The sequence below is a fragment of the Achromobacter sp. GbtcB20 genome (genome assembly GCF_019091095.1).
GTDB lineage: Bacteria > Pseudomonadota > Gammaproteobacteria > Burkholderiales > Burkholderiaceae_B > Achromobacter > Achromobacter mucicolens.
Genome location: NZ_JAGXJZ010000017.1, coordinates 1 through 13,459 on the forward strand (window position 1 = coordinate 1; position 13,459 = coordinate 13,459).

The 13,459-nt window shown below is 63.0% G+C and carries 13 protein-coding genes and 1 pseudogene; 6 read left to right on the forward strand and 8 right to left on the reverse strand.

Annotated features, from left to right (window positions below):
• Nucleotides 1–224 (reverse strand): hypothetical protein (locus KVT32_RS20120; RefSeq protein ID WP_217618779.1); only part of this gene is annotated, 224 nt, incomplete at its 3' end.
• Between the two features lie 247 nt (nucleotides 225–471).
• Nucleotides 472–1,317, reverse strand: coding sequence for a class D beta-lactamase (blaOXA, locus tag KVT32_RS20125; protein ID WP_217618780.1), 846 nt, complete (start codon nucleotides 1,315–1,317; stop codon nucleotides 472–474).
• Nucleotides 1,318–1,418: 101 nt separating this feature from the next.
• Between blaOXA and KVT32_RS20130 the strand changes: the two genes are divergently transcribed.
• Complete coding sequence (locus KVT32_RS20130; protein WP_152382552.1) at nucleotides 1,419–3,020, forward strand: hypothetical protein; 1,602 nt, start codon at nucleotides 1,419–1,421, stop codon at nucleotides 3,018–3,020.
• Between the two features lie 15 nt (nucleotides 3,021–3,035).
• Here the strand turns inward: KVT32_RS20130 and KVT32_RS20135 are convergent, their stop codons facing one another.
• Nucleotides 3,036–3,902 carry a LysR family transcriptional regulator gene (locus KVT32_RS20135; protein ID WP_152382551.1) on the reverse strand — a complete coding sequence of 289 codons (867 nt, stop codon included), beginning with the start codon at nucleotides 3,900–3,902 and terminating at the stop codon, nucleotides 3,036–3,038.
• A gap of 147 nt (nucleotides 3,903–4,049) precedes the next feature.
• On the opposite strand from KVT32_RS20135, the gene argH reads away from it, so the two are divergent.
• Together argH and KVT32_RS20145 are read left to right on the forward strand one after the other, a co-directional pair.
• Complete coding sequence (gene argH, locus KVT32_RS20140; RefSeq protein WP_152382550.1) at nucleotides 4,050–5,561, forward strand: argininosuccinate lyase; 1,512 nt, start codon at nucleotides 4,050–4,052, stop codon at nucleotides 5,559–5,561.
• A gap of 52 nt (nucleotides 5,562–5,613) precedes the next feature.
• The gene (locus tag KVT32_RS20145) at nucleotides 5,614–6,579 is read left to right on the forward strand and encodes a tripartite tricarboxylate transporter substrate binding protein (RefSeq protein ID WP_152382549.1); all 966 of its coding nucleotides are present in this window, start codon (nucleotides 5,614–5,616) and stop codon (nucleotides 6,577–6,579) included.
• Nucleotides 6,580–6,589: 10 nt separating this feature from the next.
• On the opposite strand, the pseudogene KVT32_RS20150 reads toward KVT32_RS20145, so the two are convergent.
• The 5 genes and pseudogenes from KVT32_RS20150 to KVT32_RS20170 all read right to left on the reverse strand — a co-directional run.
• Nucleotides 6,590–6,976, reverse strand: a pseudogene (locus tag KVT32_RS20150) (anti-sigma factor domain-containing protein); the annotation flags it as partial.
• A 121-nt stretch (nucleotides 6,977–7,097) separates the two neighbouring features.
• On the reverse strand, nucleotides 7,098–8,063 hold the full coding sequence (locus KVT32_RS20155; RefSeq protein ID WP_217618781.1) for a DUF3829 domain-containing protein: 966 nt from the start codon (nucleotides 8,061–8,063) through the stop codon (nucleotides 7,098–7,100).
• A 159-nt stretch (nucleotides 8,064–8,222) separates the two neighbouring features.
• A complete protein-coding gene (locus KVT32_RS20160; RefSeq protein ID WP_152382544.1) occupies nucleotides 8,223–9,095 on the reverse strand; it encodes a LysR family transcriptional regulator in 873 nt (290 codons plus the stop codon).
• Between the two features lie 30 nt (nucleotides 9,096–9,125).
• Nucleotides 9,126–9,854: a type 1 glutamine amidotransferase gene (locus KVT32_RS20165; RefSeq protein ID WP_175155280.1), complete on the reverse strand. Its 729-nt coding sequence runs from the start codon at nucleotides 9,852–9,854 to the stop codon at nucleotides 9,126–9,128.
• A 118-nt stretch (nucleotides 9,855–9,972) separates the two neighbouring features.
• Nucleotides 9,973–11,211, reverse strand: a complete 1,239-nt coding sequence (locus KVT32_RS20170; RefSeq protein ID WP_217618806.1) for an MFS transporter — start codon at nucleotides 11,209–11,211, stop codon at nucleotides 9,973–9,975.
• A 386-nt stretch (nucleotides 11,212–11,597) separates the two neighbouring features.
• On the opposite strand from KVT32_RS20170, the gene KVT32_RS20175 reads away from it, so the two are divergent.
• The 3 genes from KVT32_RS20175 (at nucleotide 11,598) to KVT32_RS20185 (ending at nucleotide 13,456) form a co-directional block, all read left to right on the forward strand.
• Nucleotides 11,598–12,098 carry an anti-virulence regulator CigR family protein gene (locus KVT32_RS20175; protein WP_152382541.1) on the forward strand — a complete coding sequence of 167 codons (501 nt, stop codon included), beginning with the start codon at nucleotides 11,598–11,600 and terminating at the stop codon, nucleotides 12,096–12,098.
• 144 nt (nucleotides 12,099–12,242) lie between these two features.
• Nucleotides 12,243–12,788 carry an RNA polymerase sigma factor gene (locus KVT32_RS20180; protein ID WP_056325661.1) on the forward strand — a complete coding sequence of 182 codons (546 nt, stop codon included), beginning with the start codon at nucleotides 12,243–12,245 and terminating at the stop codon, nucleotides 12,786–12,788.
• Nucleotides 12,785–13,456: an anti-sigma factor domain-containing protein gene (locus tag KVT32_RS20185; protein ID WP_152382540.1), complete on the forward strand. Its 672-nt coding sequence runs from the start codon at nucleotides 12,785–12,787 to the stop codon at nucleotides 13,454–13,456. Before KVT32_RS20180 ends, KVT32_RS20185 begins: the two co-directional genes overlap by 4 nt.
• The last annotated feature ends 3 nt before the right edge of the window (nucleotides 13,457–13,459 follow it).

The following is a 13,459-nucleotide window of genomic DNA, read 5'->3' on the forward strand; positions in this document are numbered from 1 at the left end:
ATTTCCCGCCAGGCGACGCCGCGATTGGCCACGTCCATGACGCTTTGGGCCGAAGTCGCGTTTAGCGCATCCTTGGCTACGCGACCCGGTTTGGTGGAGTTTGCGCCGGGGCGCGAATTGTCTTTGTTTCGGAAGCCGCCGATCAGCTTCCGATTGGGGTTATCGATCGCGCGATCGACAATCAGATTGGCCAGCGGTGATAGTTCTTTCAGTTCGGGCTGCATATTGCTTCTGTAAAGCCAACTAAATTACAAAGACATTAATTGTAACATTTAGATGACTTTTGCTCCATGCGCGATGGGTACATGCATGCATCGGTACCGTCCGGTCATAGCCGGATGCGGCCGTTGATTACCGTCCGCATTCGGCCCGAATGACGCGAGGGCAACTCCGAGGGATAAACTGGTGATCCGTGCCCGAAGCTCCCTATCTGAAAACGCCAAACCTCTCAGATTCGGCGGGCCGCGGAAATCACTTGGGAGCGGCCGAGTCCATCAACCCCAGATCCCCAAACACAGCGCGCACGATCTTCATGCGCGCAGCGGCATCCTGTTTTTTCTTGACGTCCACGTTAAGCGCGAAATAGAAAACTTTGCCCTCCCGCTCCAGGTAGCCCACCAGCCATCCCGTCTGCTGCGCACCAGGTTCGCCAAGTCCGGCCCAACCCGTTTTGCCGCTCAGACGGTAGTCAGGCGTCTCTTCCAGGACGAGGATGTCCTTGGTCATCTGCACCGTCCGCTCGGACAGGCCGAATTGATTGACATAGAACCGGCGCAGGAATTCCACCTGCTCGTTCGCGGAGATTCTGAGCCCACCGGTTAGCCAGAATTGATCGATGCCACCAGAAATGTCTCGATTTCCGTAGTTGAACCGGTCGACATAAGCCTGCATTCGTTCGGCGCCGATGCGTCTGGCGATTTCCTGGTAATACCAGACGGCGGAGTTTTGAAGCGCCGATTCAAGCGTATGGTTTTGCGCCCATGCCGCCGGCCACCATGGCTGGCGAGGGTTGCGCTTGCTGTCCCACTCGATTTCGAAGTCCTTGCCTTTCGCGACGCCTGTTTCCAGCGCGATAAGCGAGTTGGGAATCTTGTAGGTGGATGCGGGCAGATACCGCTTGTCGGCCCTGGCCTCGTCGTAGCGCTGAAATGCGCCGGTCTGTCCGTCAAGCAGGACGAACGTGCCCTCAACTTGTTCCTCACGGAATCTCGCGCCGATATCGACCTGCGGTAATTCGGCGTGCGCGTCGGCGGACGCGAGCAACGTCATCAGCAGCGGAAAGGCGGCTTTGGCAAACCGACGAAATTTCGAATTCATGTTATCTCCGTGATTGTCATGCGGGATGCATGCGGCCGCCAGAATATGCGTGGGGTCCATGAGCGCCAATCAAGGTGCCGTAACGCCTGTAACATGGCGGCATGACTCAGAACATCCAAATCGATTTGGACCGTCCACTGCTTGTGGACGGCAAGCCTGCGCGGTATCAGTCGGTTTGGCTGCTGCTAAGGGTCTGGTACGCGCAGCAGACGGGTGAGGGGGCTGTGCCCGGGTCGTCATTGCAGGCCCGATACCCGGGGAACGCCAACTTGCGCATGTTTGTTTCCCGCGCATTTCGGGATTTCGCGGCGTGGGGCGTGGAGGTGGGGTGGGGAAGCGCCATTGACCTGCCGCCTGCGCTGCTCAATGCGTCACGGCGCAGCCAGGGACCCTTCTGGATGACGCAAGCGCAGGCAGACAGGGTGCTGTGCCGTCATGGTGCGGCGCCGGCAAGCCTGGACCTCGTGGCGAACTTTCTCGGATTGAGCGGGCAGGTGCCCCCGCGCGCAGATCTGCTGCAATATGTGACCCAGGAGGGGGATTACTGGAATCACCTTACCCAGGCCATGCGGCTGGCGCGAGATGGCATGGCGACAACGGGTATGAATTGGGCGGCGAGTTATCGGGCCGCCGACCGTACGGCGCTGGACGACTTTCAGCGAGCGTTGGCCATACTGAAGGAGAGTCTGGCATGGCGTCGTCACGGTAACGTAAGGCGTAGCGAGGCGGCGTTAAACAGGCTGGGAAAGATTCTCCAGTCGGAAGCCGTCGGTCCATCCATGCCGACCTTGGCGGCAATGGCGTCGGTTGCCACAGCCTGGAATAGCTATGCGCGCGGGGATATCAGGCAATCCCATGCCGGGCTGGACCGTCTGGCGGCAGACCAGTTTCTGGCGCCGGTCATTCGCTATAACCCCCGCGTACGATTTGAGTATCTGAATCTGCGTGCGCTGCTGCACAAAGGCAGCGCGCTTGAAGACAAAAGCGCGGATCGAGTTTTGAGAATGAACGAGGCGGAGAAGGCGATTAGCGCCTTGTCGGAAGCGCTGCAGGCCGCTTACGAGGCGGACTCTGTCGAGGCGGCTCAGGATGTGGCGGCAAACATCGGATGGACGTTGTGGCTGTTCTGGCAGCAGCGATTGCTGGCTGTCATCAACGACCAGGACGTTCATTCGGTACAAGGAACGTCGCTACGCTGGCTGGGGCTGTCGGAATGGATATGCGACCGCTTCGGCGTGGGCGGCAGTTCTGCCTGGAATACGGTATTCGTGCTCCGCATCGCGCGTGGCGGTTGCGACGACAGGAGCGGGGACGTAAAGCGCTTTCAATCGCAATCGCCCCTTCCGGTAGAAAAAATGCTGGAGGCGGTCAAGCCGTTTGAAGCCGCCTTTTCGCGTGCCAAGGGCTACGCGGACTGGTCGAATGTCGCGGCGTTTACGCTTGAGGAAAATGATGCGGGCCGGGTTTTCTATGGGGCTCATCAGGTGGCCAACCTGCTGCTTGAATTTGTGTGGTTTCGCACGCACAGCAAGGGGCTGAGTCGTGAGGTGTTTGCGGCGGTGGAGCGGCTGGCGCACATCGTCCAAGGGTTGGGTCCCGGCCAACGACGCTTTTTCAGGGAAAGCCTCAAGGCATTGCCGGAGCCGCTGCAGATCGCCGCAAAGGATGCGGCGGCTTCGCGCAACGGCAAGAAGCTGGCGTGATTGGCGTTCCTCGCGTTATACCTCGCGCAGGCACCCCAGAAATGCGGCCGTCAAACTTGACTCGGCCTGTTGCTGCGCGGCAAGGATATAGCGCGAGAACACGATCGTCGGCGAAAACGGCAAGCTGGTGACGCCGGGAATCTTCAAGGTTCGCATCACAAGCGGATTGACCACGCTTACCCCAAGCCCCATCGCCACCATGCGGCAGATCGTGGCCGCGTAGGGCGTATCCAGGATGAGCTTGCGGCGATCGGGCGCAAATGCGGCATCGATCGCGGCACGCGTGCCGTCGCCCTGGGTAAGCGAGACAAACGGTTCATCATCAAGGTCGCCGGCATTTACCCGTCGCTTGCGCGCGAGGCGATGCCCATTGGGAACGATGCACACCCCTTCATCCTCCGCCCAGAGATTCACGGCGACCCCGGGCGTATCGGCCAGATATGAGACCAGGCCCACGTCGCAATAGCGCGTTGCGGTCCACTTGGCGACGGTGGGCGAGTCGCCCGTGTGAATCGAGACCGGCACGTCGGGGTAGTGTTGCCGGAACTTGCGCATCACTTCCGGCATGACGCTCATGGCGATGGAAGGCACGGCGCCGATACGCAGCGTGCCGGGGCCCACTTGCCGAATCAGGCGCGCAGCATCGGCCAACGCATCCATGCCAAGAAATGCGCGTTGCACTTCCCGGTAGAACGCTTCGGCTTCCGGCGTGGGAATCAGTCCGCCCGGCCGGCGTTCAAACAATCGAAATCCGGTAGCCGTTTCCAGTTGCCCGATGACCCGGCTGATATTGGACTGCGAGGTGTGGAGCTCACCCGCAGCCAGCGTCATGGAACGCGTCAGCATCACCACGCGAAACGTCTCGATGTGCTTGAACTTCATTCGTGAATCCCCCGTATGTGAGTCGCAGCATATCAAAACTGCATGCGTAAGCCGAATACTGTCATTTGACGTAATGCCGGTCGATTTTCATACTCCAGCCATACATCGGATCGGGCGCCTTGCACGGGCAACAGGAGCAGGAAGATCATGGAATCGAAGGTCAGTCGCAGATTGCAGCAAGCCACCGCGCAGGAAGTCTGCGACCACATATATCTGCCGCGGTTGAATCGCGAGTTCGGTAGTGGCTTTGACTACCTGTCGGATATCAATCAAGCGCATCTGCTGATGCTGTTGCGGGCAGGCCTGATGCCGCGAGAGCCGGCCATCAGTCTTGCCCGCGCGCTGCAGCGAATGGAGCGTGATGGCGCCGCTGCGGTGCCGCTGGACCCGCAGCGGGAAGACGCGTACTTCAATTACGAAGCCCACCTCATGGGCTTGGCGGGATCGGAAGTGGGCGGCCGCCTGCATGTGGCGCGCAGCCGCAATGACATCCTTGCCACGCATGACCGGTTGCGGGCGCGCGACGCCGGTTTGAACGTGCTTGACGCGCTCAATGCAGTGCGAGAGGTAGCGATATCCCGCGCCGAGCAGTATGCCGGCGTGGTCATGCCCGGCTACACCCATCTGCAATCCGCGCAACCCATCACCTACGGCCACTATTTGGCCGCCGCGGCCGATGCCCTCGCCCGCGATGCGGCCCGCATCGAACAGGCGTTGGCGCATATCGATGCATGTCCGCTGGGCGCGGGCGCGCTGGCGGGAACAACGTTTCCCATCCAGCGCGAAGAGACGGCGCGTCTGCTGGGCTTTGACCGCTGCGTCGACAACTCACTGGATGCCGTGGCATCGCGGGATTTTGCCTGGGAACTGATGTCGGCGATGACCATCGCCTCGTTGACCTGGGGAAGAATCGCGCAGGACTTCTATGTGTGGGCCACCCCTGAGTTCGGGCTCATCAATTTTCCCGATCGCGTGGCCGGCACGTCCAGCATCATGCCGCAGAAGAAAAACCCGGTGGTGGTCGAGTATCTGAAAGGTAAAACCAGCCACCTGATCGCCCTGTTCACCGCGTCGATGACCGCGGTGAAGGGCACGCACTTCACGCATAGCGGCGATGGCAACAGGGAGAGCATGCGCAGCTTCTGGGAATCGGCCGACGAGTGCGTTCGCTGCCTGGCGCTTTTCCGGCTGGTGCTGGACGCCGCAGAGCCCGTCGAACAGACCATGCTGCGCAGAGCGAAGACCGACTTTTCCACGGCGACCGATCTGGCGGATGCGCTGGTGCGTGAATCGGGGCTGTCGTTCCGGGAAGCGCATCACGCGGTGGGCGCCGTGGTGTACCAAGCCATTGAAGCCAAGCTGTGTGCCGATGAGATTACCGTCGAGATGGTGAACGCCGCGGCGTCGGAACAGACCGGACGCGACATCCATCTTGATGCGGCAACCGTTCAACGTTGTCTGGATCCGCAGGCGAGCGTGCAGGCCCGTTCCGCCTATGGCGGCCCCGCGCCTGCGCAAGTGACAAAGCGTATTGAAGACCTGCGCCGCGCGCTGGCTGGCTCCCGGTCCCTGGCGGCATCCCGGCGCGAGGCGATTGCCGCGGCAAGGTCCACGTTGAAGAAAGAGATCGCGGTGCTGGCGATGGCGCCGCTGGACTAAGGCCGAGTCGGGATTACGGCTTTCCTATTCTTATTACACAAGGGGTTCCACCATGAAGCTTGCCATCACGATTGCCGCCGCCTCGGCGCTGGCATTTTCTTCTGCTGCGATTGCGGATGCCTATCCGACAAAGCCGATTCGGCTGATCATTCCATTCGCCGTGGGCGGCAGCACCGACAACCTGGGCCGCGTGCTGGCGGCGCGCCTGTCGGAGAAGCTTGGCCAGCAAGTGGTGGCCGACAACCGTCCGGGCGCGGGCGGCAACATTGGCACGGACCTGGTCGCCAAAGCGCCCGCCGACGGATACACGCTGTTGTTCGCCACCGAGGGCACGTTGGGGATCAATCCTTCCCTCTACAAGAAGCTGCCGTTCGACCCGGAGAAGGACTTCACGCCGATCGCGCAATTTGCCAGTGTGCCCAACATCCTGGTCGTCAATCCCAAGGTGCAGGCCAAGACAGTGCAAGAGCTTGCGGCCTACGCCAAGAGCAAGCCGGCCAGTCTGAACATGGGCTCGGCTGGCAACGGTACGACCAACCATCTGTCGGGTGAACTCTTCCAGTCGATGACGGGCACGTCCTTCACGCATGTGCCGTACAAAGGAAGCGGCCCCGCGATGGCGGACTTGTTGGCCGATCAGATCCAGTTGATGTTTGACAATCTGCCCGGCTCGTTGCCGCACGTGAAGGCCGGCAGCCTGCGAGCGTTGGCCGTGACCAGCGCCAAGCGCTCGCCGCTGCTGCCGGACGTGCCGACCATGGCCGAGGCGGGCGTGCCGGGCTATGACGTGGAAGTGTGGTTCGGCGTGGCAGCGCCCAAAGGCCTGCCGGCGCAGACGTTGGCGACGCTCTCCAAGGCCATCACCGAGATCTCGCAGGAGCCGGCGACGATAGAAAAGATCCTGAACATTGGCGCCACGCCGCTTACGTCCACGCCCGCTGAGTTCGGCAGCCGGATCCAGGAGGCCCGGCTCAAATGGGAGCCGATCGTGGCGCACTCTGGCGCCAAGATCGACTAGGACCCCTTGGCTACATCACCTTTACCGCCCGGCCGATGAACTGGATCGGACCGGTCGGCTTGCCGGTGGGCGAGCCATTGGGCGGTTCCAGCGTCAGTTCAAACAACTGGTTCGCCTCCAGCGGGGGCAGCTTGTCCAGGGGGATGCGCACCGGCTCGCCGGGTTTGATCAGGCCCAGCGACACCGGGCCGGCCCAGCCGTCCGCCTTGGTCCAGAATTCCAGCGCGCGGTCGGCCGGCACCTGCATGGCCGCAATCGGCACCAGTTGCACCTCGCGTTGACCCGCGCTGGCCTGCACCACCCAGCCTGGCGTCTGCGATTGGGGCGCTACCAGCACCACCATGTACTGCACGGGACCTGGCGTTTGCGCTGGCCGTAGCGCCAGCGTGCCGGTCAGCTTGGAGCCGTCCGCGGCCTCCCAGGTGGCGGACGGGCCGTAATAGGTGCCGACCTGCTTGCTTTGGCGGCGATCAAGTCCGGATCGCCCAACACGGCCGACCCGGCGCCCGGACTAGCGATCAGCAGCGCCCGGTATTCAAGTCTGAAATCAGGTTGTTGAAATCCTGGCGCAGGCTGTTGGCGTCGTTTTCGATCGTCGGGCGCATCATCTTGAACGCGCCGGTGCGGGCGGCGTCTTCCTTGTAGCGGCCGTTGTTGGTGTGCTCAAGAATCTGGCGGCCGGAGGCGAGGAAGCTGTTGACGTTCATCATCATGCCGCTGCAGCCCTTGGGGTCGGCTTCGCGCGTTTTCTTGTCAAAGCCCAGCGCCATTTCGTTCATCTTGTCCAACTGCTGCTTGAACGCTTCCTGGTCGGCGCCCAGCCCCTGGCCGTCGAACACGCCCGAGGCCTTGTCCATCGTGGCCTTGCCGTAATACACCATGCCGGCGCGGTAGTAGGCGACCGTGTCTTTCTTGGCCTTTTCGAAGGCTTCCTTGGTGTTCGCGGTGTCCTTGATCGAGATGCCGCGGTAGAAAATGTTTTCGGCTTTTGCGACGTCCGTCAGCGCGGCGACATAGGCCGGGCTTTTCTCGCGGGCCAGCGCGCCGTTGTCCGACAGGAAGGTCTTGGCTGCCGAATAGTTTTGCAGTTCGGTGCTCAGCGGCGCCAGCTTGCCCAGCGCGTCCGAGAACGCCTTGGCCGGTGCGTCGATTTCGGCGATGGGCGTCGGCATTGCCAGCGCGCGGTCGAGTTTTTCTTTGGTGCGCAGGATTGCCGTGTCGTTGCTGATGACAAAGTCCTTGAGCGGCTTGCCGCTCTTGAGGGCCGGGACGGCATGGGTCTCGTAGCGGTCCAGCGCCTGCGCGAACGTCGTGGAGAGGCTGTTCGCGGTATCGACGTACAGGTTGTACTTGATGATCTCTGCCTGAGCGGTGGTCGCCTCGGGCGCCTTGGCTTCCTGTTTGGCGCTATCGTCGCCGCACGCGGCAAGCGCCAGCGTGAAGATCAGAACTGCGGACATGCGCAAGGGGCGCGGCATAAACATCTTTGTTTCCTGTTGGGGGTGATTGTGAAGGGGACGGATGATATTCCCTTCGATTTCCCAACGGGCTACAAAGTCATTCAAAGCTGTCACAAGATTTTGCAGGGTTTGGCCATCGTCCGGATTCAACGCCGCCACCTCAGCGCAGATGCCCCTGCCCCTTCAGCGGCTGAACCGTTCGGCCGCTTCCACGATGCGTTGCGCGAGCAGCGCGGCCACGGGCTGGCGGATGTCGGAAGGACGTTCAACCAGTCCGATCTCGCGAAAGAAGGTAGCGTCGCCCAGCGTCTTGACGACGACTCCCCGTGGCAGCGAAAGCGCTTTGCTTAGCGGAAGCAGCGCAACGCCCACGCCCTTGCGCACGAGTTGCGCGATGGCCTGCAGCTCGTCCAGTTCAATGGCTTCCTTCGGCGTGATGCGCGAGTGCCGCAGGAACTGATCGACGAGTCTGCCGCCGAAGGAACCGCGGTCGTACCGAATGAAGGGCTCGTTTTCCAGCAGATCGAGCCACTCGCGCTGCCCGTGCTTGCGGGGGGCCAGCAGCACGAACGGCTCGCTGAACAGCACGCGCCAGCGCAAGTCGGCGGGTAGGGCGAAGGGGGGCTTGATCATCACCGCAATGTCCACTTCGCCCGAGTCGACCTGTCCCAGCAGGTTCAGCGACAGGCCCGGGACCAGCCGGATGCGATAGCCGGGGTTGATGCGCCAGAACTCGGTCAGGGCATCGGTCAAAAACGTTGTTTGCGCCGACGCGATGGAGCCGACCCGGATCAGGCCGGTCTTGGGGCTGCTTACGTTCTTGCCGAACTTGGCGTAGACGGCCATCACCTCTTCGGCAATGGCCAAGGCTTCGCGGCCATTGCTGTTCAGGTTTGCCGAACGTCCCGTGCGGTCAAAGAGCGGATAGCCCAGTTCTTCTTCCAGGCGCTGGATCTGCGCGCTGACGGCGGACTGCGTCAGACCGATGTGAGCCGCCGCATTGGCGAATGTGCCGTAACGCACAACGGCCATGAAAGTCTGGAGTTCTCGCCGCATGGTGGCCCTTGGTCGCTGGGGTTGCCCCGATCAGCGCAGGTTGTCAGGACGCTGAATCGTCTGGACGAAGGCGCGTGCGATCCGGGCGCCCGCCGCATCGGCGTCGTCCGCGTGCAGGGCGCGGTCGGCATCGGCCTGGGATTCAAGCCAGCCGGGCGCGATGCGATCGACGCGTTCCTTGTTGCTGCGGGTCCAGCGCTGTACCACATCGCCGCTGGCTTCGAAGTGAAACTGCATGCCATACGCGGCGCGGCCCACGCGAAAGCATTGATTCTTGACCAGGCGGCTCTCGGCAAGCAGCGCGGCGGAATCCGGCAGCGTGTAGGTGTCCACATGCCATTGAAAGCTGACGAAACCCGGATGCAACTCGGCAAACAACGGGTCCTTGCGCCCATCTTCCGTCACGGTAAGCGGCGTCCAGGAAAACTCCCGGGCCACCCCGAGCAGGTTGTCGGCCCCGTAAGCGCGGGCCAGCACCTGCGCCCCGAGGCAGATGCCCAGCACGGATTTGCCGGCATCGCCAAACTTGCGCATCAGCGCCACCAGTTTGGGCAGGTAGGGGTGAAGTTCGTCGTCTCGCGCGCTTGGCCAGCCGCCCGGCACGATCAACGCATCGAAGTCGTCCAGGCAGATGTCGCCCAGTCCATCGCGGTGCGCGCGGAACCAGGTGATTTCGGCATGGGCGCTTTGCAGCGCGCTCAACAGCAGCCCAAGCTGCGTGTCGTCCATGGTCTCGATGATTGCAACGCGTGGCGCCATAAGGGGGATCGAACGGTAGAGGTTGGACGCAAGGCGCCGGCAGCCCTTGCAGGTCAGACCGGCGAAAAGGGGGATAGTAACGGCACGCCTTGATATCGGGGAGGCCGCGCTGAATGGCTCAAGCCCCGCTTCGGCTCATTTCAGCGCGCTTTCTACGCATGGCAACGCCAAGGGCGGCGACGGACAGCGCCAGCGGAATGAATGACACCCACAGCACGGTGTTCCAACCGAACGCCGACAGCAGGCCCCCGGACGAGAACGAGCCGATCGCCATCAAGCCGAAGACGATGAAGTCGTTCAGGGACTGGACACGCGTTCTCTCCTCGGGACGATGGCATTCCAGCACCAGCGCGGACGCGCCCAGAAACCCGAAGTTCCATCCCACGCCGAGCAGGACCAGTGACCACCAGAAGTGCGCGACATCGATACCGCCCAGGCCCACCGCGGCCGCGACCCCAATCAACATCAGGCCCATGGTCGCGACCCGTCCCGCACCAAAGCGCGATATCAGTCTGCCGGTGAAAAAGCTTGGCGCGTACATGGCAATGACATGCCACTGCAGTCCGAGGTTGGCGGACTCCTGCGAGTGGCCGCAGAGGTGCATTGCCAGCGGTGCGGCCGTCATGAGGAAGTTCATGAGCATGTAGGAGACGGCGCCGGCGATCACTGCGGCGATGAAGCGCGGCTGCAGCGCAATCTCGGAAAGCGGCCGCCCGCCTGCGACCTCCGCGGCAGTGGGGGCGGGCAACCTGACACCGATAAGAATGAACGCCGAAATTGCTGCAACCGCCGCTTGCGCCAGAAAGGTGGCGGCAAACATGTGCGGCGGCCATAGGTTCATCGTGCCGTTGACGAGCTGTGGCCCGACGATCCCGGCCGCGACGCCGCCCGCCATGACCAGGGATAGCGCGCGCGCCCGTCGCTTGGGCTCCACGCCGTCCGCGGCGGCGAAGCGGAACGACAGGACGACCGCAGCATAGACACCGCCGAAGAACGTAGCCAGGCTGAACAGCCAGAAGCTTCCGATCAAGACCGCCAGCATCGCCAGCAGGCCGGTGAGCACGCCAGCGCCGGTGCCCAGCAGAAAGGCCGCGCGCCTGCCGTGGCGCCTGGCGACGGCGCCCATGGGCAGCGTGCACGTCGCCATGCCCACCACAAAGATGGAAATCGGCAGCGTCGCGAGCATGGGCGTCGGGGCAAGCGTATTGCCGATGATGGAGCCCGTTGCATAGACGACCACCGAATTCGCGCCCGCCAGGGCTTGGGCTGCGGTCAGTCGCCAGATGTTGCCTTGTTGAACACCCTCGGGCAGAACAGCGGGGCGGTCATGCGCGGAAGCGGCGCTATTTTTTGTCATTATGGTCAATGGCGTTACGTTGAGGTGGCATTACAACTCAAAGTTACGAAGGCGATCTATCGACAGTCTGCCAAGTTATATAGAATCGGCGACATATGAAAGCGCTCGTGCCGTGGGAAGCCATTACCGCGCCGCCAGATGTCCTGCCGCCTTTGCCAATGACCATGAGGGTGCAGTCCATCGGCGCGCGGAATTATTTCGCCATATCTCCGAATCAGGCTGCGTGGATTCCGTCAGGAACCTTGCATAGCGTTGGGACCTTCCTTGGCGCCGAATATCGCAGTGTTTGGCTTGCCTGCGCCTTCGCCCTTCAAGGTTCCGTTCCCTCTCCTGGACTTGAACCGACTTAGAATCGGTCACCAACTTTCGACTGAGGGGAGCCAGCCATGGTGGGTAGTGCCAAAAAAGCCTTGCTTGCAGGCATCTCATGTGTGTTTATCGCGGCCAGCGCATTGGCGGCGCCGCCAGAGGGAAAGGGCAAACCCGATAACGCTGGCCAGGGGCAAGGGCAGAGCAAGGGACGCGGACAGGGCAGCAACGGAAATGCTTCCGGAAAGGGCAACGCCGGTCACGGAGATGCGCCTTCCAAGTCCAACGATGCCAGCGTCACGCTGCGTTATGCGGGCATAACCGTCTCCACCGCCAGATCGTACGCGCAGGAGTATGGCCTGTCGGGCTACGGTCAGCTGCCGCCGGGTGTCCGCAAGAACCTCGCCCGTGGCAAGCCGCTGCCTCCCGGAATTGCGAAGAAAATGGTCCCCGGTCCGATGTTGGCCCGGCTCCCCGCCTATCCCGGGTATGAGTGGAGGGTGGCCGGATCGGATCTCGTCCTGGTCGCGGTTGCAACCGCCGTGGTCGCCGATATCCTGATCGACGTGTTCGATTGAGGGGCCACATGCGCCGTTGCGGCGGGCCGGTGTCCACCACGCCCGCGCCCCGGACTTGCCTGTATCATCCGCTGCAAGACATCCGTCCCCCGAGCGCCGTATACCGCCGCGCGGCCTGATTGCCAGTGACCCCGGATAGCCGCCATGCCCGACCCGCTACGTCTGCAGGCTTTGATACAGGAGTGCGCCCGCGGCCAGGAGTCCGCGCTGGCGGAACTCTATCGTCAGACCTCCCCGCATCTGTTTGCGCTTGCCGTACGTATATTGCGGCGAAGCGACTGGGCGGAAGAAGTCCTCCAGGACAGCTTCATCAATATCTGGCGCAATGCCGCCCGCTATTCCTCGGAGCAGAGCCAAGTCATGACCTGGATGACGCGCATCGTGCGCAACCGCTGCATCGACCTGCTACGCAGGCCGGACCTGGAACGCCCCGACGCCGACGGCGCGTTGACGCAGGCCTGGGCCGATGACGCGCCCGGCCCGTTCGAGCGGCTGCAACGCGACCAGGACGGCCAGCGCCTGGCGGACTGCCTGAAACAGCTCGAGGGGCAGCAACGCACCGCCATTGCGCTGTCCTTTTTCGACGACCTCAGCCACAGCGAGATCGCCCGGCGCCTCCAGGCGCCGCTGGGCACGATCAAGAGCTGGGTGCGGCGCGGCATGGACCGGCTCAAGAGGTGCCTGTCATGAACTACAGCAATCCTCAACTGCGCGAGCGGCTTGCCGCCGACTACGTGGCCGGCGCCATGCGCGGTGGCGCGCGCCGCCGTTTCGAGGGCCTGATGGCCGCCGACGCCAACCTGCGCCGCCAGGTGCGCGACTGGGAAAACGATATCTATCCGCTGTTATGGTCGCTGCCGCCGCGGGTTCCCCCGCGCCGCGTGTGGCGCGCCATCGAAGCGCGCCTGAAACCCGGCGGCAGCCACGGCTGGCAGGGCCTGACGTTCTGGCGCGTGCTTAGCGGCGCGCTGGCGGCCATGCTGGTGGCCGGCATGGTGGTCTACCCAATGCAGGTCGACCGCGCCGCGCGCACTCAATTGATGGCGGTGCTGCAAAGCCCCGAGGCGCAGGCCATGCTGGTGGTGCGCGCCGACGAGCGCGGCGGCCTGCACGTGCATACCTTGCAGGATCTGGCCTCGCGCGCCGACGGCAAGGCGCTGGAGCTCTGGGTGATTCCCCCGGGTCAGGCGCCGATATCCGTCGGGGTGGTGGCGCCCGATGGCCAGACGGCGCTGCCGCGCGCTCAAGGGCTGGAAGGGGTGCAGACCCTGGCCATCACCCTGGAGCCGCCGGGCGGCTCGCCCTCGGGCAAGCCCACCGGACCGGTCATCATGAAGGGCGACGTGCTCAAGATCTGAGCT

Bases quoted from the DNA above. Each gene is read 5' to 3' on its own strand.
- blaOXA (WP_217618780.1), bottom strand. From the start codon at position 1,317: ATGAATTCGAAATTTCGTCGGTTTGCCAAAGCCGCCTTTCCGCTGCTG.
- KVT32_RS20130 (WP_152382552.1), top strand. From the start codon at position 1,419: ATGACTCAGAACATCCAAATCGATTTGGACCGTCCACTGCTTGTGGAC.
- KVT32_RS20135 (WP_152382551.1), bottom strand. From the start codon at position 3,902: ATGAAGTTCAAGCACATCGAGACGTTTCGCGTGGTGATGCTGACGCGT.
- argH (WP_152382550.1), top strand. From the start codon at position 4,050: ATGGAATCGAAGGTCAGTCGCAGATTGCAGCAAGCCACCGCGCAGGAA.
- KVT32_RS20145 (WP_152382549.1), top strand. From the start codon at position 5,614: ATGAAGCTTGCCATCACGATTGCCGCCGCCTCGGCGCTGGCATTTTCT.
- KVT32_RS20155 (WP_217618781.1), bottom strand. From the start codon at position 8,063: ATGTTTATGCCGCGCCCCTTGCGCATGTCCGCAGTTCTGATCTTCACG.
- KVT32_RS20160 (WP_152382544.1), bottom strand. From the start codon at position 9,095: ATGCGGCGAGAACTCCAGACTTTCATGGCCGTTGTGCGTTACGGCACA.
- KVT32_RS20165 (WP_175155280.1), bottom strand. From the start codon at position 9,854: ATGGCGCCACGCGTTGCAATCATCGAGACCATGGACGACACGCAGCTT.
- KVT32_RS20170 (WP_217618806.1), bottom strand. From the start codon at position 11,211: ATGACAAAAAATAGCGCCGCTTCCGCGCATGACCGCCCCGCTGTTCTG.
- KVT32_RS20175 (WP_152382541.1), top strand. From the start codon at position 11,598: ATGGTGGGTAGTGCCAAAAAAGCCTTGCTTGCAGGCATCTCATGTGTG.
- KVT32_RS20180 (WP_056325661.1), top strand. From the start codon at position 12,243: ATGCCCGACCCGCTACGTCTGCAGGCTTTGATACAGGAGTGCGCCCGC.
- KVT32_RS20185 (WP_152382540.1), top strand. From the start codon at position 12,785: ATGAACTACAGCAATCCTCAACTGCGCGAGCGGCTTGCCGCCGACTAC.